This is a genomic window from Leifsonia sp. LS1, from assembly GCF_020521355.1.
In the GTDB taxonomy this organism is placed as follows: domain Bacteria; phylum Actinomycetota; class Actinomycetes; order Actinomycetales; family Microbacteriaceae; genus Leifsonia.
This window is the reverse complement of the sequence record NZ_BPER01000003.1, coordinates 326,355-347,992: the sequence shown is the minus strand read 5'-3', so window position 1 is coordinate 347,992 and position 21,638 is coordinate 326,355. Positions and strand designations below refer to the sequence as shown.

Annotated in this window: 27 protein-coding genes; 4 read left to right on the top strand and 23 right to left on the bottom strand. The window is 70.4% G+C overall.

Translation table 11 applies throughout. The features are described 5' to 3' along the window. Positions 1–71: 71 nt before the first annotated feature. From tsaD to glmS, 11 genes are read right to left on the bottom strand one after another with little or no spacing between them, the layout of a single operon-like run. Entirely contained in the window at positions 72–1,142 is a 1,071-nt protein-coding gene (gene tsaD, locus LLS1_RS07920) for a tRNA (adenosine(37)-N6)-threonylcarbamoyltransferase complex transferase subunit TsaD (RefSeq protein ID WP_226654567.1), read from the bottom strand. Continuing rightward, complete coding sequence (gene rimI / locus LLS1_RS07915) at positions 1,139–1,624, bottom strand: ribosomal protein S18-alanine N-acetyltransferase (protein WP_226654565.1); 486 nt, start codon at positions 1,622–1,624, stop codon at positions 1,139–1,141. Before rimI ends, tsaD begins: the two co-directional genes overlap by 4 nt. Beyond that, on the bottom strand, positions 1,621–2,241 hold the full coding sequence (tsaB, locus tag LLS1_RS07910) for a tRNA (adenosine(37)-N6)-threonylcarbamoyltransferase complex dimerization subunit type 1 TsaB (protein ID WP_226654563.1): 621 nt from the start codon (positions 2,239–2,241) through the stop codon (positions 1,621–1,623). The genes rimI and tsaB overlap by 4 nt, the downstream gene beginning before the upstream one ends. Positions 2,242–2,279: 38 nt before the next feature. After that, positions 2,280–2,564 carry a WXG100 family type VII secretion target gene (locus tag LLS1_RS07905; protein WP_226654555.1) on the bottom strand — a complete coding sequence of 95 codons (285 nt, stop codon included), beginning with the start codon at positions 2,562–2,564 and terminating at the stop codon, positions 2,280–2,282. Further along, positions 2,564–3,049 (bottom strand): hypothetical protein, encoded by a 486-nt coding sequence (locus LLS1_RS07900; protein ID WP_223357846.1) that lies wholly within the window; start codon positions 3,047–3,049, stop codon positions 2,564–2,566. Before LLS1_RS07900 ends, LLS1_RS07905 begins: the two co-directional genes overlap by 1 nt. Further along, positions 3,033–4,853: an alpha/beta hydrolase gene (locus LLS1_RS07895; protein ID WP_226654553.1), complete on the bottom strand. Its 1,821-nt coding sequence runs from the start codon at positions 4,851–4,853 to the stop codon at positions 3,033–3,035. The genes LLS1_RS07900 and LLS1_RS07895 overlap by 17 nt, the downstream gene beginning before the upstream one ends. Continuing rightward, positions 4,853–5,143: a hypothetical protein gene (locus LLS1_RS07890; RefSeq protein WP_226654551.1), complete on the bottom strand. Its 291-nt coding sequence runs from the start codon at positions 5,141–5,143 to the stop codon at positions 4,853–4,855. The genes LLS1_RS07895 and LLS1_RS07890 overlap by 1 nt, the downstream gene beginning before the upstream one ends. 9 nt (positions 5,144–5,152) lie before the next feature. Continuing rightward, the gene (gene tsaE / locus LLS1_RS07885; RefSeq protein ID WP_226654549.1) at positions 5,153–5,677 is read right to left on the bottom strand and encodes a tRNA (adenosine(37)-N6)-threonylcarbamoyltransferase complex ATPase subunit type 1 TsaE; all 525 of its coding nucleotides are present in this window, start codon (positions 5,675–5,677) and stop codon (positions 5,153–5,155) included. Continuing rightward, a complete protein-coding gene (alr, locus tag LLS1_RS07880; protein WP_226654534.1) occupies positions 5,674–6,789 on the bottom strand; it encodes an alanine racemase in 1,116 nt (371 codons plus the stop codon). The genes tsaE and alr overlap by 4 nt, the downstream gene beginning before the upstream one ends. Continuing rightward, positions 6,786–7,142 carry a holo-ACP synthase gene (locus LLS1_RS07875; RefSeq protein WP_223357851.1) on the bottom strand — a complete coding sequence of 119 codons (357 nt, stop codon included), beginning with the start codon at positions 7,140–7,142 and terminating at the stop codon, positions 6,786–6,788. The genes alr and LLS1_RS07875 overlap by 4 nt, the downstream gene beginning before the upstream one ends. Before the next feature lie 17 nt (positions 7,143–7,159). Continuing rightward, positions 7,160–9,010: a glutamine--fructose-6-phosphate transaminase (isomerizing) gene (gene glmS, locus LLS1_RS07870; RefSeq protein WP_226654532.1), complete on the bottom strand. Its 1,851-nt coding sequence runs from the start codon at positions 9,008–9,010 to the stop codon at positions 7,160–7,162. 42 nt (positions 9,011–9,052) lie between these two features. On the opposite strand from glmS, the gene coaA reads away from it, so the two are divergent. From coaA to LLS1_RS07855, 3 genes are all read left to right on the top strand, one after another. Then, entirely contained in the window at positions 9,053–10,018 is a 966-nt protein-coding gene (coaA, locus tag LLS1_RS07865; RefSeq protein ID WP_223357853.1) for a type I pantothenate kinase, read from the top strand. A 78-nt stretch (positions 10,019–10,096) separates the two neighbouring features. Beyond that, positions 10,097–10,399, top strand: coding sequence for a helix-turn-helix domain-containing protein (locus tag LLS1_RS07860; protein WP_226654530.1), 303 nt, complete (start codon positions 10,097–10,099; stop codon positions 10,397–10,399). 89 nt (positions 10,400–10,488) lie between these two features. Then, positions 10,489–10,797: a helix-turn-helix domain-containing protein gene (locus LLS1_RS07855; RefSeq protein ID WP_226654523.1), complete on the top strand. Its 309-nt coding sequence runs from the start codon at positions 10,489–10,491 to the stop codon at positions 10,795–10,797. 1 nt (position 10,798) lies between these two features. Here LLS1_RS07855 and glmM read toward each other — a convergent pair whose 3' ends face one another. The 4 genes from glmM to truA form a co-directional block, all read right to left on the bottom strand. Then, complete coding sequence (glmM, locus tag LLS1_RS07850; RefSeq protein ID WP_226654521.1) at positions 10,799–12,160, bottom strand: phosphoglucosamine mutase; 1,362 nt, start codon at positions 12,158–12,160, stop codon at positions 10,799–10,801. Between the two features lie 27 nt (positions 12,161–12,187). Further along, positions 12,188–12,700: a 30S ribosomal protein S9 gene (gene rpsI / locus LLS1_RS07845; RefSeq protein ID WP_374758250.1), complete on the bottom strand. Its 513-nt coding sequence runs from the start codon at positions 12,698–12,700 to the stop codon at positions 12,188–12,190. Positions 12,701–12,748: 48 nt separating this feature from the next. Continuing rightward, positions 12,749–13,195: a 50S ribosomal protein L13 gene (gene rplM, locus LLS1_RS07840; RefSeq protein ID WP_223357858.1), complete on the bottom strand. Its 447-nt coding sequence runs from the start codon at positions 13,193–13,195 to the stop codon at positions 12,749–12,751. A gap of 227 nt (positions 13,196–13,422) precedes the next feature. Then, the gene (truA, locus tag LLS1_RS07835; protein ID WP_226654519.1) at positions 13,423–14,289 is read right to left on the bottom strand and encodes a tRNA pseudouridine(38-40) synthase TruA; all 867 of its coding nucleotides are present in this window, start codon (positions 14,287–14,289) and stop codon (positions 13,423–13,425) included. 143 nt (positions 14,290–14,432) lie between these two features. Between truA and LLS1_RS07830 the strand changes: the two genes are divergently transcribed. Next, positions 14,433–16,382, top strand: coding sequence for an acyltransferase family protein (locus LLS1_RS07830; protein WP_226654517.1), 1,950 nt, complete (start codon positions 14,433–14,435; stop codon positions 16,380–16,382). Positions 16,383–16,392: 10 nt separating this feature from the next. Here the strand turns inward: LLS1_RS07830 and LLS1_RS07825 are convergent, their stop codons facing one another. From LLS1_RS07825 to map, 8 genes are all read right to left on the bottom strand, one after another. Continuing rightward, positions 16,393–17,436, bottom strand: a complete 1,044-nt coding sequence (locus tag LLS1_RS07825; protein ID WP_226654516.1) for a GNAT family N-acetyltransferase — start codon at positions 17,434–17,436, stop codon at positions 16,393–16,395. A gap of 73 nt (positions 17,437–17,509) precedes the next feature. Continuing rightward, entirely contained in the window at positions 17,510–18,064 is a 555-nt protein-coding gene (rplQ, locus tag LLS1_RS07820) for a 50S ribosomal protein L17 (protein ID WP_226654514.1), read from the bottom strand. A 55-nt stretch (positions 18,065–18,119) separates the two neighbouring features. Further along, positions 18,120–19,115: a DNA-directed RNA polymerase subunit alpha gene (locus tag LLS1_RS07815; RefSeq protein ID WP_021755754.1), complete on the bottom strand. Its 996-nt coding sequence runs from the start codon at positions 19,113–19,115 to the stop codon at positions 18,120–18,122. 120 nt (positions 19,116–19,235) lie between these two features. Then, entirely contained in the window at positions 19,236–19,634 is a 399-nt protein-coding gene (gene rpsK / locus LLS1_RS07810; protein WP_018191944.1) for a 30S ribosomal protein S11, read from the bottom strand. A gap of 36 nt (positions 19,635–19,670) precedes the next feature. Further along, a complete protein-coding gene (gene rpsM / locus LLS1_RS07805) occupies positions 19,671–20,045 on the bottom strand; it encodes a 30S ribosomal protein S13 (protein ID WP_025156616.1) in 375 nt (124 codons plus the stop codon). A 156-nt stretch (positions 20,046–20,201) separates the two neighbouring features. Further along, entirely contained in the window at positions 20,202–20,315 is a 114-nt protein-coding gene (rpmJ, locus tag LLS1_RS07800) for a 50S ribosomal protein L36 (protein ID WP_021759549.1), read from the bottom strand. A gap of 81 nt (positions 20,316–20,396) precedes the next feature. After that, on the bottom strand, positions 20,397–20,618 hold the full coding sequence (infA, locus tag LLS1_RS07795; RefSeq protein WP_011186713.1) for a translation initiation factor IF-1: 222 nt from the start codon (positions 20,616–20,618) through the stop codon (positions 20,397–20,399). Between the two features lie 184 nt (positions 20,619–20,802). Next, on the bottom strand, positions 20,803–21,633 hold the full coding sequence (gene map, locus LLS1_RS07790) for a type I methionyl aminopeptidase (RefSeq protein WP_226654512.1): 831 nt from the start codon (positions 21,631–21,633) through the stop codon (positions 20,803–20,805). Between the last annotated feature and the right edge of the window lie 5 nt (positions 21,634–21,638).

Sequence of the window (21,638 nt, the reverse complement as noted above, 5' to 3'; positions counted from 1 at the left end):
TCAGACGGGAGTTTCTGGGAACTCCCTGTATCGATTCCATCGTCCCAGCGCTGTCGGAACGTGTCAACGACTCAGCGTGCCACCTGGATCTCGGTGACGGGAAGCGTCGAGTCGGCGGCGAACGTCGGCTCGCTCGGTGCGTGTCCCGCCATCACGAGTTGGGCGCCGAGAGCCGCGATCATCGCGCCGTTGTCGGTGCAGAGCGAGAGCGCGGGGATGCGGAGCGCGATGCCCGCTTCGCGCGTACGTTCCGCAGCGAGCTGACGCACCCGCGCGTTCGCGACGACCCCGCCGCCCAGCAGGAGCCGGGGCACGTCGTGGTCGCGGCAGGCCGCGACCGCCTTGCTGAGCAGCACGTCGACGACGGCCTCGCGGAAGGAGGCGGCGACATCGGCGACCGGCACCTCCTCGCCCGCGTCCTGGCGCTGCTCGACCCAGCGGGCGACTGCCGTCTTCAGCCCGGAGAACGAGAAGTCGTACCGATGGCGCTCGAGGTCTTTCGGCTTGGTCAGCCCGCGCGGGAACCGGATGGCGCGCGGGTCGCCGTCGGCCGCGACGCGGTCGATCTGCGGACCTCCGGGATACGGCAGGCCCAGCACGCGCGCCACCTTGTCGAAGGCCTCCCCCGCCGCGTCGTCGATGGTCTCGCCGAGGAGCTCGACGTCGGAGACCAGATCCCTGACTACCAGGAGGGACGTGTGACCGCCGGAGACCAGCAACGCGATCGTCGGCAGCTCGACCGGGTGACCGGGGCCACCCGCTGCGTCGAGCAGGTCCGCCCCGACGTGACCGACGAGGTGGTTGACCGCGTAGAGGGGCTTGTCGAGCGCGACGGCGAGCGCCTTCGCTGCGCCGACGCCGACCATGAGCGCGCCGGAGAGGCCGGGCCCGCTCGTGACGGCGATGGCGTCCACATCGGCCAGGTCGATGCCGGCATCGGCCACGGCGGTTCGGAGGGTCGGCGTGAGGGCCTCGAGGTGCGCCCGCGCTGCGACCTCGGGCACGACGCCGCCGTAGCGCGCGTGCTCCTCCATGGACGAGGCGATCGTGTTCGCGAGCAGCGTCGTTCCCCGCACGATCCCGACACCCGTCTCGTCGCACGAGGTCTCGATGCCGAGGACCAGGGGTTCGTCGCGGTTCATGCGATCGTCGTCTCCGGGGTCGGGACGGCGAGACGCATCACGATCGCGTCCACACCGTCCGGCTGGTAGTACTGCGGGCGTACGCCGATCTCCTCGAAACCCAGCGAGACGTACAGCGCTTGCGCGCCCGGATTGTCGTCCCGCACCTCGAGGAAGATCTCCTGCGCGCCGCGCGACCGGGCCTCCCCGATCAGGTCGTTCATGAGTGCGCGGGCGAGTCCGCGTCGTCGTGCGTGCGGAGCCACGGCGATGGTCTGGATGTCGCCCTCGCCGGCGCCGCGCGGCGCGAGCAGACCCGCGTACGCATCGATGCGGCTCTCCTCCCCGGGCTCGAAAGCCACCAGGTAGTAGCCGTGCTCGCCCGCCACCTCCGACCGCATGGTCCGCTCGGACCACGCGTCGGTGACGAACGTCGAGCGCTCCAGCTCCATGATCGCCGGCACGTCGGCCGCCGTCGCGCGGCGCAGCTCCCAGGCCGTCACGCGCTCACCCGCTTGGGACCGGCGGACGGGGTCACGTCCGGCGAGCGCAGGTACAGCGGCTCGTCGGGGTCGAAGGGGCGCTTGTTCGCGAAGCGGACCTCGGCGATCATCCCGAGACGGCCGGCGCTCACGACGTCCGCGTCGACACGGACGAACTCGGCGTGCGGCAGCTGGTCCGGCTTGGCCAGCCCGGGGCCGTCCAGACGCACAGGGAGCCCCAGCTCGTCGGGGCCGCTGTACGCGGTCCAGTACCGTTCGCGGCGCCGCGCGTCCGTCACCACGAGCAGCGGTCCGGAACCGCCGGAGCCGAAGTGCTCGGCGGCGATGGCGTCGTGGCTGACCACGGGAACGAGGGGGCGGCCCGCCCCGACCGCGAAGGCCTTGGCCGCGGCGATCCCGACCCGCAGGCCGGTGAACGGCCCGGGCCCCATCCCGGCGACCACGCCCGAGAGGGCGGACACGGGGACCCCGGCGATGTCCAGCGCTTCGCGGATGAGGGTCCCGACCACCTCGGCATGGCGCATCGTGTCGGCCTCGACGACCTCGGAGAGCACTCCGGCGTCGCGGTCGACCACGGCGACGCTCGTCCCGGAGGAGGTGTCGATGGCGAGGAGCATGCCTCCAGCCTAGGCGGGTCCGCGCGTGCCGCGCTGCCTCAGCTCCAGCGCGCGGTCACCGTCGCCTCGGCCCGGGCGAGCCGGGCACCGGCGGCGTCGGCCGCTCGGGCGGCGTCCGTCAGGGCCCGGTGCAGTTCGGCCAGCGCGGCCGTCCACTCCCGGTGCGCCGTGTCGTACGCCCGCTGCGCCTCCCCCGACCAGCTCGCTCGAAGGACGGCGGCCTCGCGGTCGAGCGTGTCCAGTTCGGCCTGGATCTGGTCCGCCGCCCGCCCCAGCGCGGCCAGCATCGATTCGTGCCGCTCGGGATGGAACGCGATGGACATCAGTCGCCGGCCTGCTCGTCGATGAGCGTGTCCACATCGCCGGGCACGCAGAGCGAGGTGCCCGAGATCGCGTAGTCCCCCGGGGCCGTCTGGAAGCTGATGGTCTGGACGGGACCGCCGGTGCCGTACACCGCGGTGTCCGGCGCGGTGACCGTGCGGACGCTGATCCCGAGCGACGTCCAGTAGTCCGCGACGGTCTTGGCGTCGCCGGCGAAGTCCGTGCCCGGCGACGCACGGTAGAAGTACCCGTACTTGGCACCCGCCGCGCCGTTCGCATCGCAGTCCGTCACGCTGGGGGCTCCGCTGTCGGTCCACCCGCTGACCGGCAGCCGTGCCGCGGTGTCCGTGATGGTCTTCACCAGGGTGTCGCGCGCCTCATGCGGTGTCATGGTCGCCTCCTTGCTCGTCGGGGTGCAGCCGGTCAGCGCTGCCAGGATCGCCGCGGCGATCACGACGCCGGCCCGCCGCTCAGTAATACGGACCACTCGTCGCTCCATCCACCAGGCCCTGCTGGAGAGGTGTCAGTCCCTTCGGCACGTAGGCCGAGACATGGTCGCCCTGCCCGGTCGTGGCGAGGGCGACGTTGTTGAGCGACTCGGTTCCGGGATCGAGATAGCCCGAGCCGCCATCGGTATGGGTCCCGTGATCGGTCACAGCCGTCCCCCCGGTTCCGGAGTCGGTGCCGAACGTGTGCGCACCGAACGACGGATCCACGGGATTCACCGGGTGATTGCCGAAGTCGCGGCCGGTCCAGGCCCACTGATCGCCCTGTCCGTCCTCGAGGCCCGGGATCACGTTGCGCGCCTGGCCCGCGTAGACCGCGTCCGCGTGGATGTCGGATGCGCTGTCGATCGAGGACGGCAGACCGGCCGATCCGACGCTGACGAACGAGTCGACGTGCGTTCCCGCGGCCGTCAGGGCGATCGAGGCTGTGGTCGTCCCGTAGGAATGGGCCACGACGTTGAGCGACGCGGGACTCGACCCCCGCGAGGCGGTGAAACCGCCCAGGGCGGATTCGAGTTTGACGGCCCCGGCCTCGGCCTTCTTCGTGTCGAGCACATCGAGGCCGCCCTGCCCAGGGATCGGCGGGGTCTCGTAGCCGATCCAGGCGACGACGGCGTGGGAGTGCCCGGGATCCACGGCACTCTGCTGTGCCTGGATGGCGGCGGCGGCCTCCGTCCACCCCCGCATGCCCGCCGTCGTTGTCCCCATTCCCGGTACGGCATATGTGACGCTGTCCGCGGTGTCGAGGTCGCCGACCGCGACCGCGGCGAGCGGAGGGCGGTCGTCCGTCAACGAGATGAGGTAATGCCCTTCGCCGCCCTTCGGCGTCTTCGCCGCACCCAGGATGTTCTTCAGGGCATCCACCTGCGCCTGGGCGTCCGCCACGTCCTGGCTGTGCGCGTCGACGACACCCGCGCCGCCGAACAGCGCCCACCACGGCAGCGGCTCCTGCGCCTTCGTCAGAGCCGCCTCGGCAGCGGCGAGCTGGTTCGCGAGGTCGATACGGTTGGCCGTGTCGCGATCCCCGTACGCCACGCCCTCGAGGTTCCCGATCACCGCGGGCGCGGCGTGGATGAGGGCGTCCCGTTGCGGGGCGTCGAGGATCTTCCACCAGGGGGCCACGTCGTGCGGGTCGGCCTGCTGAAGCAGCCCGGCGAGGTCGGGGCGCGCCTTCAGGAGCCTCGCGAGCTCGTCGCCCGAGACGCCGGCGAGCGCATCGAGCGCCTCCCTCGGTGTCAGGCTCGCATCGGAGAGCACGTCCCACGCTTTCGCGCTGAGATCGGGCTCGTCCGCCGCAGCGCGGATCGCCGCTGCGGCGGACGACGCCGTGCGGGAGACCGAGGAACGGGCGTCCGCCAGCACCTGCTTCGCCTGCGTGCGGAGGGCCGCGCCGGGGTCCGCCGTGACGATCGGTGCGACCATGCCCGAACCCGGGGCGAGCGCGGCCGCCGTCTCCTGCCGGGCCTCCTCCCACAGGTCGATCGCCCGGCCGGCTCGCTTCTGCGCGGCGCGCAGCGCCGTGCGGTACTCGTCGAGCGCGGATGCCGCCGACGTGAACGCGTGCGAGAGTCTCTCCCAGCGTGCGGCGGCGTTCTTCCGATGCCTCGCGAACCCGTCGGCGCCCGCGCCGCTCCAGCCGACGGGAGCCGGGAGGGCGTTCAACGATGTCGAGGCCTGGTCGGCCGTCGCGGCCCGCTTCTTCCATTGCGCGATCGCGGAGTCGATGCTGTCGAGCGATCCGGGCACGAGTGCCGTCGGGTCCGACGTCTGTCCGAGCTCGGCCATCAGTACGCCCGCGCCGCCGACCGGACGTCGTCCCGGCCGTCGCCGTCAGCGGACTCGTACTCGACGGCCGACGCACGCAGGCCATCGGCGAGGGCCGTGGTCGCAGCCAGGCGCTCGGCCCAGCTGCGCTGCGTCTTCGCGGCGAAGGACGCGATGGCGTTGGACAGGCCGTCGTCCCCCACCGTCGACGGATGCGCGACGTCTCCGGACGCCGTCGCCGCGTCCGCGATATCGTCCACCGATCTCGCGGCGGTGCGCAGCACTCCGACCTCCACAGCGAATTCCCCCATGTGCACAGCCTAGCCGTCGGCTGCGAGCTCGCTCCAGCGCGGCCCGAAACCCGTGATCGCGACCGTACGGGGTTCGTCGGCGTCCAGCTCCCGTTCGTCGTCGTGTGCGCTCGAGTCGCCCGCGCCCGTCGGCCGCTCGATCGCGACCTCCAGCCAAGACTCGGCGACTCCCTCGAGCATGCCCCTCCCCCACTCGACGACGACGACCGAGCGCGCGTAGTCGATGTCGAGGTCGTCGAGTTCGAGTGCACTCGACAGCCGGTAGGCGTCCACGTGCACCAGCGGCGGGCCGCCGACGAGACTCGGGTGGGTGCGCGCCAGGACGAACGTCGGGCTGGTCACGGGACCGCGGACCCCCAGACCGTCGCCGATGCCGCGGGTCAGCGTGGTCTTGCCCGCGCCGAGCGGGCCGGAGAGCACGAGGAGGTCCCCGGGCCGGAGCATGCCCGCCAGCTCGATCCCGAGCGTGTGCATCCCCTCGCTGGTCTCGACGATCCGCTCCACCGGCGGATGGAATCCCCTGTCTTCGCTCATCGCCCGCCCCGGAACGTCCGCTCCACTCGCCCGTCGAGCCGGGTCACGATCTCCCAGCTGATCGTCCCGCATGCCTCCGCCCAGTCGTAGGCCGACGGCACCCCCGCCGCGGCATCGCCGAACAGCACGACGTCGTCTCCGACGGCGACGGGATGGTCGCCCACGTCGACGACGAACTGGTCCATCGCCACGCGCCCCGCGATCCGGAACGTGCGGCCGCCGATCGAGACCGGTGCCGCATTGGACGCGCTGCGCGGGATCCCCTCCGCGTAGCCGAGCGGCACGAGCGCCAGGGTCGTCTCCTGCCCGGTGCGGTACGTGTAGTCGTACGAGACGCCCTTGCCCGCGGGCACACGGCGAACCGCCGCGACCCGCCCGCGCACGGTCATCGCCGGGCGCAGGCCGAGCTCGCGCGCGGAGGCGGCGCCGTAGGGCGAGAGGCCGTAGACCGAGAGCCCGAGACGCACCAGGTCGTAACGCGATTCCGGGAGCGCGATCGCCGCGGCACTGGCCGCGATGTGACGCAGCTCGGGGACGACCCCCTCCGCCGCGGCGACCGCCAGCCCCCGCTCGAACACGGCGATCGCCGCGCGGTCGTCGTCGTCGGACGCGTTGGAGAGGTGGCTGAAGATGCCGCGCACCGTGATCGCACCGGCGTCCTCGAGCACGCGCGCCCGGCCGAACAGCGCCGCCCACTCCTCCTCGGCGACCCCGTTGCGGCTCAGCCCGGTCTCCACCTTGACATGGACCGCGATCGGCGCACCGGGGCGCGCCGCCTGCGCCGCGGCCTCGAGCTGCGCGATCGACGAGATGCCGACATCCACCCCGGCCGCCGCAGCCCGCCGGAAGTCCTCGTCGGGCGAGTGGAGCCAGGCGAGCACGGGTGCCTCGATGCCCGCCTCCCGCAGCTGCAGCGCCTCGTCCAGGTCTGCGACGCCCAGCCAGTCCGCGCCGCCGTCGAGAGCGGCGCGAGCGGCGGAGACGGCGCCGTGTCCGTAGGCGTTCGCCTTGACGACGGCCATGACGTGCGGCGTCCCCACGTGCGCACGCATCCGCCGCACATTGGAGGCGATGGCGTCCAGGTCGACCTCGAGCTCGCGGAAGGCGCTCACTGCGCGGTCTCCGCGATCACGAAGGCGGTCGCGATGCCCGCGTCATGCGACATCGACACGTGGATGTGCGCGATCCCGCGCTCCCGCACCTGTCGCTCGACCACGTTGTGCAACACGAAACCCGGGTTCCTCTCCTCGTCGGGGACGATCTCCATGTCGTGCCAGCGCACGCCTTCGGAGCCGCCCAGCGCTTTGATCAGCGCCTCCTTGGCGGCGAAGCGGGCGGCCAGGGAGTGCACCGGCAGCGCACGCTCCGCTTCGGTGAACAGCCGTTCGCGCAGCTTCGGCGTCCGCTCCAGCGACCGGGCGAAGCGCGCCAGGTCCACCACGTCGATGCCGATGCCGGCGATCACGTTCCGACCGCCTCCCGCTACTCGACGGTGACGGACTTGGCGAGGTTACGCGGCTGGTCGACGTCGAGCCCCTTCGCCGCCGACAGCTCCATCGCGAAGATCTGCAGGGGGACCACGGCCAGCAGCGGCTCGAAGAGCGGTGCCGCCAGCGGGATACGGATGACCTCGTCGGCGAACGGGAGCACCGCGGCATCGCCGGCCTCGGCGATCGCGATGACTCGGGCGCCGCGGGCGCGGATCTCTTGGATGTTCGAGACGACCTTCTTGTGCAGTTCGTCCGACCAGCGCGGGCTCGGCACGACGACGAAGACGGGCTGCCCCGGTTCGATCAGGGCGATCGGCCCGTGCTTGAGCTCGCCCGCCGCGAATCCCTCGGCGTGGATGTACGCGAGCTCCTTGAGCTTGAGCGCGCCCTCCAGCGCGATCGGGTAGCCGACGTGCCGGCCGAGGAAGAGCACCGAGCGGGTGTCGGACATCCAGCGCGCGAGCTGCGCGATGGTCTCGTGCGACTCGAGCACGGCGGCGATCTTCTCGGGGACCTCGGAGAGCTCCTGCACCGCGTCGCGCTGCATCGCGCTGCGCAGCGTGCCGCGCACGCGGGCGAGGTGCAGGCCGAAGAGGTAGAGGGCGGCGATCTGGGCCACGAACGCCTTGGTCGACGCGACGGCCACCTCGGGTCCGGCGTGCGTGTAGAGGGCCGCGTCGGACTCGCGCGGGATGGTGGCGCCCTGCGTGTTGCAGACCGAGATGGCCTTCGCCCCGGCCTCGCGGGCGTACTTGACGGCCATGAGGGTGTCCATCGTCTCGCCGGACTGGCTGATCGAGATCACGAGGGTGCCGTCGGTGATGACGGGTTCGCGGTAGCGGAACTCGTGGCTGAGCTCGACGGTCACGGGGACGCGCGCCCACTTCTCGATCGCATAGCTGCCGACGAGGCCCGCGTACGCCGCCGTGCCGCAGGCGACGATCGTGATGCGGTCGACCCCCGTGAAGAACGCGTCGCCGAGCGCCTCGAGCTCGGGGATGTGCACCTCGCCGTTGACGACCCGGCCGCGCAGGGTGTTGGCCACGGCGTCGGGCTCCTCGGCGATCTCCTTCGCCATGAACGACGACCAGCCGCCCTTCTCCGCTGCGGAGGCGTCCCAGGCGACCTCGAAGGGCTCGACCTCGACGGGGGCGCCGGAGAAGTCGGTCACGGTCACGGCGTCCGGCGTGATGGTGACGATCTGGTCCTGGCCGATGGCCATCGCGCGGCGGGTGTGCTCGACGAACGCGGCGACATCAGAGCCGAGGAAGTTCTCGCCCTCGCCCAGCCCGATCACCAGCGGCGAGTTGCGACGGGCGCCGACGACGACGTGCGGCTGATCCTGGTGCAGGGCGAGGAGGGTGAATGCGCCCTCGAGGCGCGAGACGACGCGCTGGAACGCCTCGCCCAGGTCACCGGTTGTGCGGTACTCGCGGCCGAGGAGCACGGCGGCGACCTCGGTGTCGGTCTCGGACTCGAAGGTGAAGCCGTCGGCGAGCAGCTCGTCCTTGAGCGTCGCGAAGTTCTCGATGATCCCGTTGTGGATGACGGCGAGCTTGCCGTCGTCACCCAGGTGCGGGTGGGCGTTGCGGTCGGTCGGTCCACCGTGGGTCGCCCACCGGGTGTGGCCGATGCCGGTGGCGCCGTCGGGGATGGGGTGCGCGTCGAGGTCGCCGGCCAGGACGGCGAGCTTCCCGGCCTTCTTCGCCGTGCCGAGGCGGCCGTCGGGGCCGATGACGGCGATGCCGGCCGAGTCGTAGCCGCGGTACTCCAGGCGCTTCAGACCGCCGAGGAGGACCTCGAGGCTCTTGTCGGTACCGACGTACCCCACGATTCCGCACATGGACCCGATTCTAACCTGGGGCACCGCCTAGACTTGTCGCCTATGCGTGACAACGGCGCCGGTCGCGGCGAACCCACAGGCGGCGACGCCAGCACCCCGTTCGTGGAGCTGGACAGGGCCGATTGGTCGGAGCTCGCACAGAGCACGCAGCTGCCCCTCAAGGAGACGGAGATCGTCCAGCTCCGCGGCCTCGGCGACCCCCTCGACATGCGCGAGGTCGAGGAGGTCTACCTCCCGCTGAGCCGCCTCCTCAACCTCTACGCGGGCGGCGCCCGGCAGCTGCACCGGGTCACCAGCGACTTCCTCGGAGAGCGCTCCCAGCGCACGCCGTTCGTCATCGGCGTGGCCGGCTCCGTCGCGGTCGGCAAGTCCACCATCGCGCGCCTTCTGCGCGAGCTCCTTTCCCGATGGGAGGACACCCCGCGCGTCGAGCTCGTCACCACCGACGGCTTCCTCCTCCCGAACGCCGAGCTGGAGCGCCGCGGGCTCATGGAGCGCAAGGGCTTCCCCGAGTCGTACGACCGCCGCTCGCTGCTGCGGTTCGTGACCGCGATCAAGAGCGGTGCGCCCGAGGTGCGCGCTCCGTTCTACTCGCATCTCAGCTACGACATCGTCCCGGATGCCGAGATCGTCGTCCGGCGCCCGGACGTGCTGATCGTCGAGGGGCTCAACGTGCTCCAGCCGGCCGGCGGCGGCAACCGTCTCGCCGTCAGCGACCTCTTCGACTTCAGCGTCTATGTCGACGCCCGCACGCGGGACATCGCGCGCTGGTACCAAGAGCGCTTCCTCAAGCTGCAGCGCGGCGCGTTCGCGAACCCCCAGTCGTACTTCCACCGCTTCGCGGACCTCACCGAGGAGGAGGCGCGCGCACGGGCGGCGTCCATCTGGTCGCGGATCAACGAGCCGAACCTCCTGCAGAACATCCGGCCGACGCGCTCGCGCGCCAAGCTCGTGCTCCGCAAGGACGCCGACCACACCGTCAGCTCCGTCCTGCTCCGCAAACTCTGAGGTGTGAGGGCCTGAGGCGCAGAGGACGCGCGTGCGGGGACTCTGGTCTCGGAGGCGCGGGACGCGTAGGCCTGGAGTATGCCAACTCCTCGATCACACGCCGCACGCCTGTTCGGCGAGCGCGTCCGCGCCGTGCGTCTCGCCCTCGGGATGAGCCAGGAGGAGATCGCCGACCTCGCCGAGATGCACGTCACGAACTACGGGCGGGTCGAGCGCGGCGAAGCCAACTCCGAGCTGCACACGATCGTGCGACTCGCGACAGCGCTCGACACCGACCCCGCAGAGCTGCTGGCCGGCCTCTACGGCGAAGGGATGCTTCCCGACCGCGACCGCGCCTTCTCCGTCGCCGACTTCATCGCGGCGCGCAAGGCCCAGGAGTGAGTGGCCGATATTGCTTGTAGACCTCAGGCCCCTGCGCCTCCAGTACAAATCCTCTGGTGCGTTAGGTCCGGGGCGCGAAGGCTGAGAGCATGCCTCGCACGCGCTCAGAAGCCTCTCGCCTGTTCGGCGCGCGACTGCGCGCACGACGACTGGAGCTCGGCTGCTCGCAGTACGACATCGCCCACCTGAGCGGCGTCGACCTGGCGAACTACGGCCGCCTGGAGCGCGGCGGCGGCAACCCGACCCTCACGACCATCGTCCAGTTGGCCATCACACTGTCGATGGATCCCGCCGACCTGGTCACCGGCCTGGCCGAGGACGGCATGCTTCCTGAAGTGGACCGCCCGTACTCCGCCCTGGACTACATCGCCGCACGGAGGCAGCAGGAGGGTCGTTAACTCAGACCGTCAGCCGCTCGCGGACGACGTCGGCGAGCTCGTTGGCGAGGCGCTCGGCCGTGGACTGGTCCGCGGCTTCGACCATGACACGGACCAGGGGCTCGGTGCCCGAGGGGCGCAGGAGCACGCGTCCGGAGTCGCCGAGCGACTGCTCGGCAGAGGCGACCGCCGCCTTCAGCTTCTCGTCGGTGTGCACGGCGTGGTGGTCCACGCCCTTCACGTTCACCATCACCTGCGGGTAGACGGTCATGGCCTTCGCCAGCTCGGAAAGCGGCTTGCGCTGGCGGGCCATCTCGCTGAGGATGTGGAGCCCGGTGAGGATGCCGTCGCCGGTGGTCGCGAACTCGCTCATGATGACGTGGCCCGACTGCTCGCCGCCGAGGGAGTAGCCGTTCTTGTTCATCTCCTCGAGCACGTAGCGATCGCCGACCGCGGTCTCGACGACGCGGATGCCCGCGTCGCGCATCGCGAGCTTCAGCCCGAGGTTGCTCATGACGGTGGCGACGAGGGTGTTGTCCGTGAGCTTGCCGCGCTCCTTCATGCCGAGCGCGAGGATCGCCATGATCTGGTCTCCGTCGACCACATTGCCGTCGGCGTCGATGGCGAGGCAGCGGTCGGCGTCCCCGTCGTGGGCGATGCCGACATCGGCACCGGCGGCGAGGACCGCTTCCGCGAGCTTGTCGAGGTGCGTGGAGCCGACACCGTCGTTGATGTTCATACCGTCCGGCGCGTCGCCGATGACGGTGACGCGGGCGCCCGCGTCGGTGAAGACCTCGGGCGAGATGCCCGCGGCCGCGCCGTGGGCGCAGTCGAGCACGACGTGGATGCCGTCGAGCCGGTGCGGGAGGGTCGCCAGGAGGTGGAGGACGTAGCGGTCCTCCGCGTCTGCGAAGCGGCGGATACGGCCGACGTCGGCGCCGGTCGGGGTGAGCTTCTCGAGATCGAGGTGCTCCTCGATCCGGTTCTCGACCACGTCCGGCAGCTTGGTGCCGCCCCGGGCGAAGATCTTGATGCCGTTGTCGGGCGCGGGGTTGTGCGAGGCGGACACCATCACACCGAAGTCGGCGTCGAAGTCGGCGATGAGGAAGGCGGTGGCGGGGGTCGGGATGACGCCCGCGTCCAGCACGTCGATGCCCGAGCTGGCGAGGCCCGCGGCGACCGCCGCAGACAGGAATTCGCCCGAGACGCGAGGGTCGCGGGCGACGATCGCCGTCGGCCGTTTGCCGGCGGCACGCCGTGCCTCCGCGCTGCGGCCTCGCGTCAGGACAGCAGCAGCTGCCTGAGCGAGGCCGAGCGCGAGGTCGGCGGTGAGGCTACCGTTGGCGAGTCCGCGGACTCCATCGGTTCCGAAGAGACGTGGCATGACGGCAGCCTAGACGCTCGGTGTCGCTTAGCGCTTGGAGAACTGCGACGCCTTGCGGGCCTTCTTGAGACCGGCCTTCTTGCGCTCGGTGACGCGCGCGTCACGGGTGAGGAAGCCGGCCTTCTTCAGGGTCGGACGGTTGTTGTCGCGGTCGATCTCGTTGAGCGCACGCGCGATGGCCAGACGCAGCGCGCCGGCCTGGCCCGAGGGGCCGCCGCCGGTGATGCGGGCGACGACATCGTACGAGCCGAGCAGGTCGAGGACCTTGAACGGGTCGTTGATGAGCTGCTGGTGCAGCTTGTTCGGGAAGTAGTCGGCGAACTCACGGCCGTTGACCGTGATGGTGCCGGAGCCGGGGACCAGGCGCGCGCGCGCGATGGCCTCCTTGCGGCGGCCGACGGCGCCGCCGGAAACGGAGAGGACGGCGCGCGGAGCGGCCGGGGCCTCGGTGGCCGGGGTCTCGGTCGAGTAGGACTCGACGTTCTCGGCCTGGACGTTCTCGGCCTGGGCCGAGTCGATGCTGTCTGCGATCTTCGCCACGGTGGTGATAATCCTTTGTCTCTGTCAGTCGTGAAGGTCTGGGATCGCCTACTGGGCGACCTGGCCGAGCGTGTACGGCTTCGGCTGCTGGGCGGCGTGCGGGTGCTCGCTTCCGGTGTAGACCTTCAGCTTGCGGAGCTGGGCGCGACCGATGGAGTTCTTCGGGAGCATGCCGCGGACGGCCTTCTCGACGGCGCGGATCGGGTTCTTCTCCAGGAGCTCGGAGTAGGTGGTGGCCTTGAGGCCGCCCGGGTAGCCCGAGTGGCGGTAAGCCTTCTTCTGCTCGGCCTTCTGGCCGGTCAGCGCGACCTTGTCCGCGTTGATGATGATGACGAAGTCGCCCGAGTCCAGGTGAGGGACGAACGTCGCCTTGTGCTTGCCGCGGAGGAGGGCGGCGGTGTGGCTGGCGAGACGGCCGAGCACGACGTCGGTCGCGTCGATGACGACCCAGTCGCGCTGGATCTCGTCTGCCTTCGGGGAGTAAGTGCGCGTCACAGTAGTGGCTGCTTTCTGTATCGAACGGAGGAGTTCGTGAATCCCACTCCGTGGGGGTTCTCGTCTCGACGAGACGGGAACCGTGCCGGTGGAGGGCTCACGTTCGCGTGCCGCACCGCAGGAGGCGCGGACACCAAGGGTCAATACTACGCGACACGCCCGGAGGCGGTCAAACCGATGCGCCCCGCGGACGGCCGGACAGATCGCCGTCCGGCGACCCCAGCGCCTCAGAGGGAGCGGAGCGCCCGTGTCTGCTCCGCCCGGAGCGCCAGCTCCGCCGGGTTCGGGTAGCCGACCTCCAGCAAGGTGAGACCGCGCGCGGGCATGACCTTGAACGCGCTGGTGCGCAGGTGCTCATCGCGCAGCGCGACGAGGTCTGCGGGTTCGAGCTTGCCCTCGCCGACCTCGACGCAGGCGCCGACGAGGGCGCGCACCATGCTGTGACAGAACGCGTCTGCGACGACCTCGCCCACGAGCACGCCGTCCGCGTCGCGGCGCCAGGAGAACGCCTGGAGCGTGCGGATCGTCGTCGCGCCCTCACGCGCCTTGCAGTAGCTGGCGAAGTCGTGGAGCCCCAGGAGCCCGTGCGCCGCCGTGTCCATCCGGGTCGCGTCCAGCTCGGACGACACCCAGGCGATGCGATGCCGCTGCAGCGGGTCACGCACGGCCGCGCGGTCGGCGACGCGGTACTCGTACCGTCGCCACACCGCCGAGAAGCGGGCGTCGAATCCGGCGGGGGCCTCGCTCGCCGCGCGGACGACCACGTCCGGGACCGGCCCGAGGATGCCGTTGATCCTCCGCGCGAGTGCCTCGTGCGCCGGGAGCGGCGGCCGCTTGCCGTGCGGCTTGCGCAGGACGGCGACCTGCTCGGGCGCGAGATCGACGTGAGCGACCTGCCCGAGGGCGTGCACCCCCGCATCCGTGCGGCCCGCGACCGTCAGGGTGGGGGCCTCCCCCGCACGCCGGAAGATGGTCGCGAGCGCCTCCTCCAGCACCCCCTGGACGGTGCGGAGCCCCGGTTGCCTGCCCCACCCGTTGAAGTCCGTGCCCTGATAGGCGATGTCGAGCCGGAAGCGCGTCGCCAGTTCGGTCATCCCTTGATTCTAGGGAGCGCGCGGAGTCGGCGGCACGCCTTCCGGCGTGAGCCGGCTGTCAGCGGCGATTGCTATCGTGGGCGCTTCCGTGCCGCAGCGGCACGGCAGCATCCGCCCCGCCCGCCGACCGCCCCGAGAGTGCCGTGCCCCTCCTGACCGTCCATCCCGTCGTGACCGACCGGCGGCCGTCGCCGGCCGCGTCCGGGCGCGCCGCCGGACCGATCCGGTACGCGGGACTGGACGGACTGCGCGCCTTCGCGGTCGCCGTCGTGCTCGTGTACCACCTCTTCCCCGGCGTGCTGCCGGGCGGATTCATCGGCGTCGACGTGTTCTTCGTCATCAGCGGCTTCCTCATCACGAGCCTGCTCATGCGGGAGCGGAGCGCGACAGGCCGGATCGACCTGCGGCGGTTCTGGATCCGGCGGGCGCGCCGCCTCCTGCCGGCGATCGCCCTTCTGGTCGTCGTCTGCTCCGCCGTCGCACTTGCGATCGGCGGCGACGTGCTGGTGGGGCTCCCCCGGCAGATCCTCGGCGCCCTCACGTTCAGCGCCAACTGGCTGTCGATCGCGGCGGACGCCAGCTACTTCGCCCAGGGGGCGCCGGAGCTGTTCCGCAATCTCTGGTCCCTCGCCGTCGAGGAGCAGTTCTATCTGGTGTGGCCGCTCGTCCTGCTCGCACTGGCGCTCCTGCGGCCGTGGTGGGCGCGGCTCTCGCTCATCCTCGCCGCCGCGGTCGCGTCCGCCGTGTGGATGGGGGTGCTCTATACGCCCGGAGACGACCCGACCCGCGTCTACTTCGGCTCGGACACCCACAGCTTCGGGCTCGCCCTCGGTGCCGCCCTGGCGCTCCTGGTCGCGCGGATGCGGCCGGTCGACCTCGACGCGGGAGAGACCGCCCTGCAGGCGTTCGCCCGTCGCTGGCTGCCGCCGCTCGGCGCGCTCTCGGTGCTCGGTCTGGTCGTGTGCGCCTACGCGATGACCTCCGACGCGGCGTTCACGTACCGCGGAGGGCTGCCCATCGTCAGCCTCCTCAGCGCGATCGCGCTCTGGGCGGCGATCGTCCCCCGCTCCTCCCTCGGTCACACACTCGACCTCGCCCCGCTGCGATTCGTCGGGGCCCGTTCGTATGGTCTCTACCTCTGGCACTGGCCCGTTTTCGTGCTCGCGTGCGCCTTCGTGCCCGACGAGCACGAGCCCGTCGCTGCGCTGCTCGTCGGCACCGGCTCCCTCGCCGTCTCCGCCGCTGCAGCCCTCCTGTCGTACCGGTACCTGGAGCAGCCCATCCGCCGGCATGGCCTGACGGGCGCGCTCCGTCGCGCCCGGGCGCGGATGCGCGCGTCCCGCGCGGGGACGACGGCGGGGTTCGCCGGCCTGGCCGTGGCCGGGCTCCTCGTCGCCGGAACGGTGGCCGCGATGGTCGTCGCCCCGGCGGCGACGGACGCCCAGCGGATGATCGAGGACGGCGCCGCGTCGTTGAACGGCTCACCGAGCGCGGGAGCTGCAACGCCCGTTCCCTCCGCCCCGACCCTCCGGGTGCCGCCGGACCCGCACCCGATCGCGCAGGGACCCGACATCTCCGCCTTCGGGGACTCGGTCATGCTCGCCTCCGCCCCGGCACTGCAGGAGACCTACCCGGGTATCGCCGTCGACGCCGTGGTCTCGCGCCAGATGAGCAAGGCTCCGGAGGTGGTCGCCGCCGCCGCGTCTGCGGGCACTCTGCGGAAGGTCGTCGTGATCGGGCTCGGGACGAACGGCCCGATCTCCGGCGGCACGCTGGAGGGCGTGCTCGACGCGATCGGAACCACGCGCTCGCTCGTGCTGGTCAACGTGCAGGCGCCCCGCTCGTGGACGGACGGAGTCAACGCCGCACTCGACGCCTTCGCGGCCGCGCATCCGGGACGGGTCGTCATCGCGGACTGGAAGGGCACGATCACGGGGCACCTCGATCTGCTGGCCGACGACCAGATCCACCCGGGACATCGCGGCGGCCTGCTCTACGGGCAGGCGCTCGGCGACGCCCTCCACACGCTCGCCGAGCGATCGACCATCCGCCCGGCGAACCCGTGGGACAAGGCCGGCCCCCGGCCGCAGTGACGACCGCGGGTCAGTACACCCGCACCAGACCGGTCTCGCGTGTCGTGGTCGCGAAACCGAGACGCGTGTAGAGGCCGAGAGCGCCCGTGGGGTTCTCGGCGTCCACGTCGAGCGTGACCCTCTCCCAGCCGCGGTCGGCGCACGCCTGGAGCGTCGCGGACAGCAGTGCCGGAGCGATCCGGCGTCCGCGGTGCGCCCTCGTCGTTCCGAGCGCAGCGACGTACGCGCCCGTGAAGCCCTGCGCGGTCCAGTCCTCCTCATTGACCTGGCTCAGCACGACGCCGGCCACCTCGTCGCCGTCCGTGCCCGCAGCGAGCGCCACGAACGACAGATCGGCGCGGAAACTGCCGCCGATGAACGCCTTCCATTGCTCGTCGCTCATCGGCTGGCTGCCCCAATGGTCACCGAAGGCTTCGTCGCGCGCGCGGTGGGCGGCCTCCGAGAGCTCGGGAGCGAAGGGGACGATCCGCACCTCGCCGGAGGGAATCACCGCCGGAATCGGCTCCGAGAGGTCGCGCTCGAGGGCGAGGAAGTAGCGAACGGGCTCGAGTCCGCCCGCGCGCAGAAGCCGTTCGCGCCGCGGCGCACGCTCGTCCGCATAGCCCACGATCCAGCCGGGCAGCTGTTCGTCCGACGCGGCCAGCTTCTGCTCCGCCCGCGCGAGCTGCCAGGCGAGCAGCTCCCGGCCGATCCCGCGTCCGGCGAAGTCGGGATGCACACCGCCTCTGAGAAACTCACGGACGAGCGTCTCCTTGCGCGGAGGCTCGACCACGAGCACCGCTGCGATCACGCGTCCGTCCGCCGTCTCGGCGAGCAGGCTGTCACGCTCGAGGTCGACGAAGCTGTACCCGAGCTCCTCCGCCACTTCCTCGCGCGTGGCGATGTAGTTCGGGTGTTCCACGGCGTCGGTCGCCTTCGCGATCTCCCACACCGCGTCGATGTCGTCGACGGACGCCGGTCGCCAGCGCGCGACGAGTGGATGACGCGGAGAGTAGTCGGGCGGAGCGGTCAGCCGCTCTCTCAGCGGAAGCAGGATCTCGTCGTTCTGGTGCATCCTGCCAGCCTACAAAGCGGAAGACCCCGCCTCCCAGAGGGGTGCGGGGTCTTCCGTACAGGATGCGAGAGACTTACGCCTTCTCGGCCTCCGCCTCGGCGGTGGTCTCCTCGGCGCTGACCTCGGCGTCGCCGGTCGCCTCCTCGACGACCTCGGCCTCGGCGACAGCGGTCTCCTCGGTGGCGGCGTCCTCGGCCGGGGCCTCCTCGACCGGAGCGGCCTTCGGAGCGGCGGACTTGGCGGCCTTGGCCGGCTTCGCCTTCGGGGTGACGGGCTCGAGGACGAGCTCGATCTGCGCCATCGGCGCGTTGTCACCCTTGCGGTAGCCGAGCTTGGTGATGCGGGTGTAGCCGCCCTCACGCTCGGCGACCAGCGGCGCGATCTCCGTGAAGAGCTCGTGGACCACGGACTTGTCGCCGATCACAGCGAGCACGCGACGGCGCGCGTGCAGGTCGCCGCGCTTCGCGAACGTGATGAGACGCTCGGCGTAGGGACGCAGGCGCTTGGCCTTGGTCTCGGTGGTCTTGATGCTCTTGTGCGTGAACAGCGCGGCAGCCAGGTTGGCGAGCAGCAGACGCTCGTGCGCGGGACCGCCTCCGAGGCGGGGGCCCTTGGTGGGCTTAGGCATGATCGGTTATCTCCAGTTGTGAAAAAGTCGAAAGGCTTGTCGGTGAGACGAGGCCTCAGATGGTGGACTCGTCCTCTTCGTACCCGCTGTAGAAGTGGGCGCCGTCGAACCCGGGGACCGAGTCCTTCAGCGACAGGCCCATCTCCGTCAGCTTGTCCTTGACCTCATCCACCGACTTCTGGCCGAAGTTGCGGATGTTCATGAGCTGCGTCTCCGACAGCGAGACGAGCTCGCTCACGGTGTTGATGCCCTCGCGCTTGAGGCAGTTGTACGAGCGGACCGACAGGTCGAGGTCCTCGATCGGCATCGAGAGCTCGGAGCTGAGGACCTGGTCGACCGGCGCGGGGCCGATCTCGATGCCCTCGGCGGCGCTGTTGAGCTCGCGCGCCAGACCGAACAGCTCGACCAGCGTGCGACCGGCGGACGCGATCGCGTCGCGTGGGCTGATCGCCGGCTTGGTCTCGACGTCGACGACCAGACGGTCGAAGTCGGTGCGCTCACCGGCACGGGTGGCCTCGACGCGGTAGGTGACCTTGAGCACCGGCGAGTAGATCGAGTCGATCGGGATCTGGCCCGCCTCGCTGTACTCGTTGCGGTTCTGCTGGGCCGACACGTAGCCGCGGCCGCGCTCGATGGTGAGTTCGACCTCGAACTTCGCCTTGTCGTTGAGGGTCGCGATGACCAGCTCGGGGTTGTGGATCTCCACGCCGGCCGGAGCCGAGATGTCGGCCGCGGTGACCTGGCCGGCGCCGGTCTTGCGCAGGTAGGCCGTGATCGGCTCGTCGTGCTCGCTCGACACCACGAGACCCTTGATGTTCAGGATGATCTCGGTGACGTCTTCCTTCACACCCGGGACGGTGCTGAACTCGTGCAGCACGCCGTCGATGCGGATGCTGGTGACAGCGGCACCGGGGATGGAGGAGAGCAGGGTGCGACGGAGCGAGTTGCCGAGGGTGTAGCCGAAGCCGGGCTCCAGCGGCTCGATGACGAACCGGGAACGGAACTCGGAGATGTTCTCTTCGGTGAGCGTAGGACGCTGTGCAATGAGCACTGTTGATTCCTTTCGGCTAAGTGTCCGCTATATGACACTTGCGTTGAGTGAGGTGATGTTCGTCACGCCGACAGGCGGCGGCCCGGGTGGACCGCCGCCTGACGGGCGACGTGAAGAGAACTAGACGCGGCGACGCTTCGGCGGGCGGCAGCCGTTGTGCGCCTGCGGGGTGACGTCGTTGATCGAGCCCACCTCGAGGCCGGCGGCCTGGAGCGAGCGGATCGCGGTCTCGCGACCCGAACCCGGGCCCTTGACGAAGACGTCGACCTTCTTCATGCCATGCTCCTGCGCCTGACGCGCGGCCGACTCGGCGGCCAGCTGCGCGGCGAACGGGGTCGACTTGCGGGAGCCCTTGAACCCGACGCCGCCGGACGAGGCCCAGCTGATGACCGCACCGGTGGTGTCGGTGATCGAGACGATCGTGTTGTTGAACGTGCTCTTGATGTGGGCCTGGCCCACAGCGATGTTCTTCTTTTCCTTCTTGCGCGGCTTGCGAGCGGCCGACTTGGGTGCTGCCATTTCTTCTCCTGAATCCTAGAGCTGGGGCCGCGGGCCTTAGCGCGCCTTCTTCTTGCCGGCCACGGTGCGCTTCGGACCCTTGCGGGTGCGAGCGTTGGTCTTGGTGCGCTGGCCGCGGACCGGAAGGCCCTTGCGGTGGCGGATGCCCTCGTAGCTGCCGATCTCGACCTTGCGTCGGATGTCGGCCGCGACCTCGCGGCGGAGGTCACCCTCGACCTTGAAGTTGCCCTCGATGTAGTCGCGGAGCGCGACGAGCTGCTCGTCGGTCAGGTCCTTGACGCGGATGTCGCCCGAGATCTCGGTCTCGGCGAGCGTCTTGAGCGCACGCGTGCGCCCGACGCCGTAGATGTAGGTGAGTGCGACCTCGACGCGCTTCTCGCGCGGGATGTCGACGCCTGCTAGACGTGCCATGTGTTGGCTTCTCCTGTGATGAGTGGAGGTCTGCAGCGATCCCGGTGCCCCGGCCTCCTCCGAGGGTGTCCCCCGCGCCCGTCGGACGGACGCGGGATCTGGGATCGCCTGTGTTCTCGATATTCGGTTATGAGAGCTGCGAGCAGCTCGCGTTCATCAGCCCTGGCGCTGCTTGTGACGCGGGTTCTCGCAGATGACCATGACCCGTCCGTTGCGACGGATGACCTTGCACTTGTCGCAGATCTTCTTGACGGAAGGCTTGACCTTCATACTGTTTCTTTACCTTTGTTCGCTGTCCTCGTACCTCACCAGGGGCTACCCGGTGGTGAGGCCGTTACTTACAGCAGACCTTTACTTGTAGCGGTAGACGATCCGGCCGCGGGTCAGATCGTAGGGGCTCAGCTCCACGATCACGCGGTCCTCGGGGAGGATGCGGATGTAGTGCTGACGCATCTTGCCGGAGATGTGGGCAAGAACCTTGTGACCGTTGGTGAGCTCCACGCGGAACATCGCGTTGGGGAGCGCCTCGATCACAGATCCTTCGATCTCGATGACACCGTCTTTTTTGGCCATAGCCTCACTGTCGCTAATAGTAGTGGTTTGCTGGTCGTGCGTTGACTGATGTCGGGCATGCGGAAAACGTGCCCAAGACACCAAGGATCAATCTTATGGGATCAGCGCGCATTTCGCCAACCGAGGGTCTATGATCCCGCCCCGCTCACAGCGAACGCGGCGACGGAGGCGCAGCGGCGGTCTCTCACGCGAGGGGAGTCGGCGTGATCCCGAACGGCGCGAGGCCCTCGGCACCGCCGTCGGCGGCCGTCAGCACCCAGATCCCGCCCGCGTGGACGGCCACACTGTGCTCCCAGTGCGCGGCGGCCAGCCCGTCCTCCGTGGCGACCGTCCAGCCGTCGTCCTTCACGTAGGTGTCCTGGTCGCCGAGAACCACCATCGGCTCGATCGCGACGACGAGACCGGGCTTGACCTCCGGACCCTTCGCACGCACACGGTAGTTGAACACCGGCGGATCCTCGTGCATGCGGCGCCCGATGCCGTGGCCGATGTAGTCGGTCAGGATGCCGTACTCGCCCTGCGACAGGATGTGGTCCTCGATCGCCTCGCCGACCTCGTTGAGGTGGCGGGCGCTCGCCAGCCGCGCGATTCCGTGCCACAACGACTGCTCGGTCACGTCCGACAGCTTCTGCCGTTCGGCGACGAGCTCCGGGCGGGCCGGATCGGGCAGCACGAACGTGCGCGCGGCGTCGCCGTTCCAGCCGTCGAGGATCGCACCGCTGTCGACCGACACGATGTCGCCGGGCTGCAGCACACGGGCGCCGGGGATCCCGTGCACGACCTCGTCGTTGACCGACGCGCAGATGGTGTGGTGGTAGCCCTGCTCCAGCTTGAAGTTCGGCCGGCCGCCGGCCTCCTCGATCGCGTGCTCCGCGATCGCATCGAGCTCGAGCGTCGTCATTCCCGCGGCCACCGCCGCGGCGACCGCATCCAGAGACGCCGATGTCGCCCGGCCCGGCGCCACCATGAGGCGGAGCTGGGCGGGCGACTTGTAGATCGACCGCTTGAAGACCATCGGAG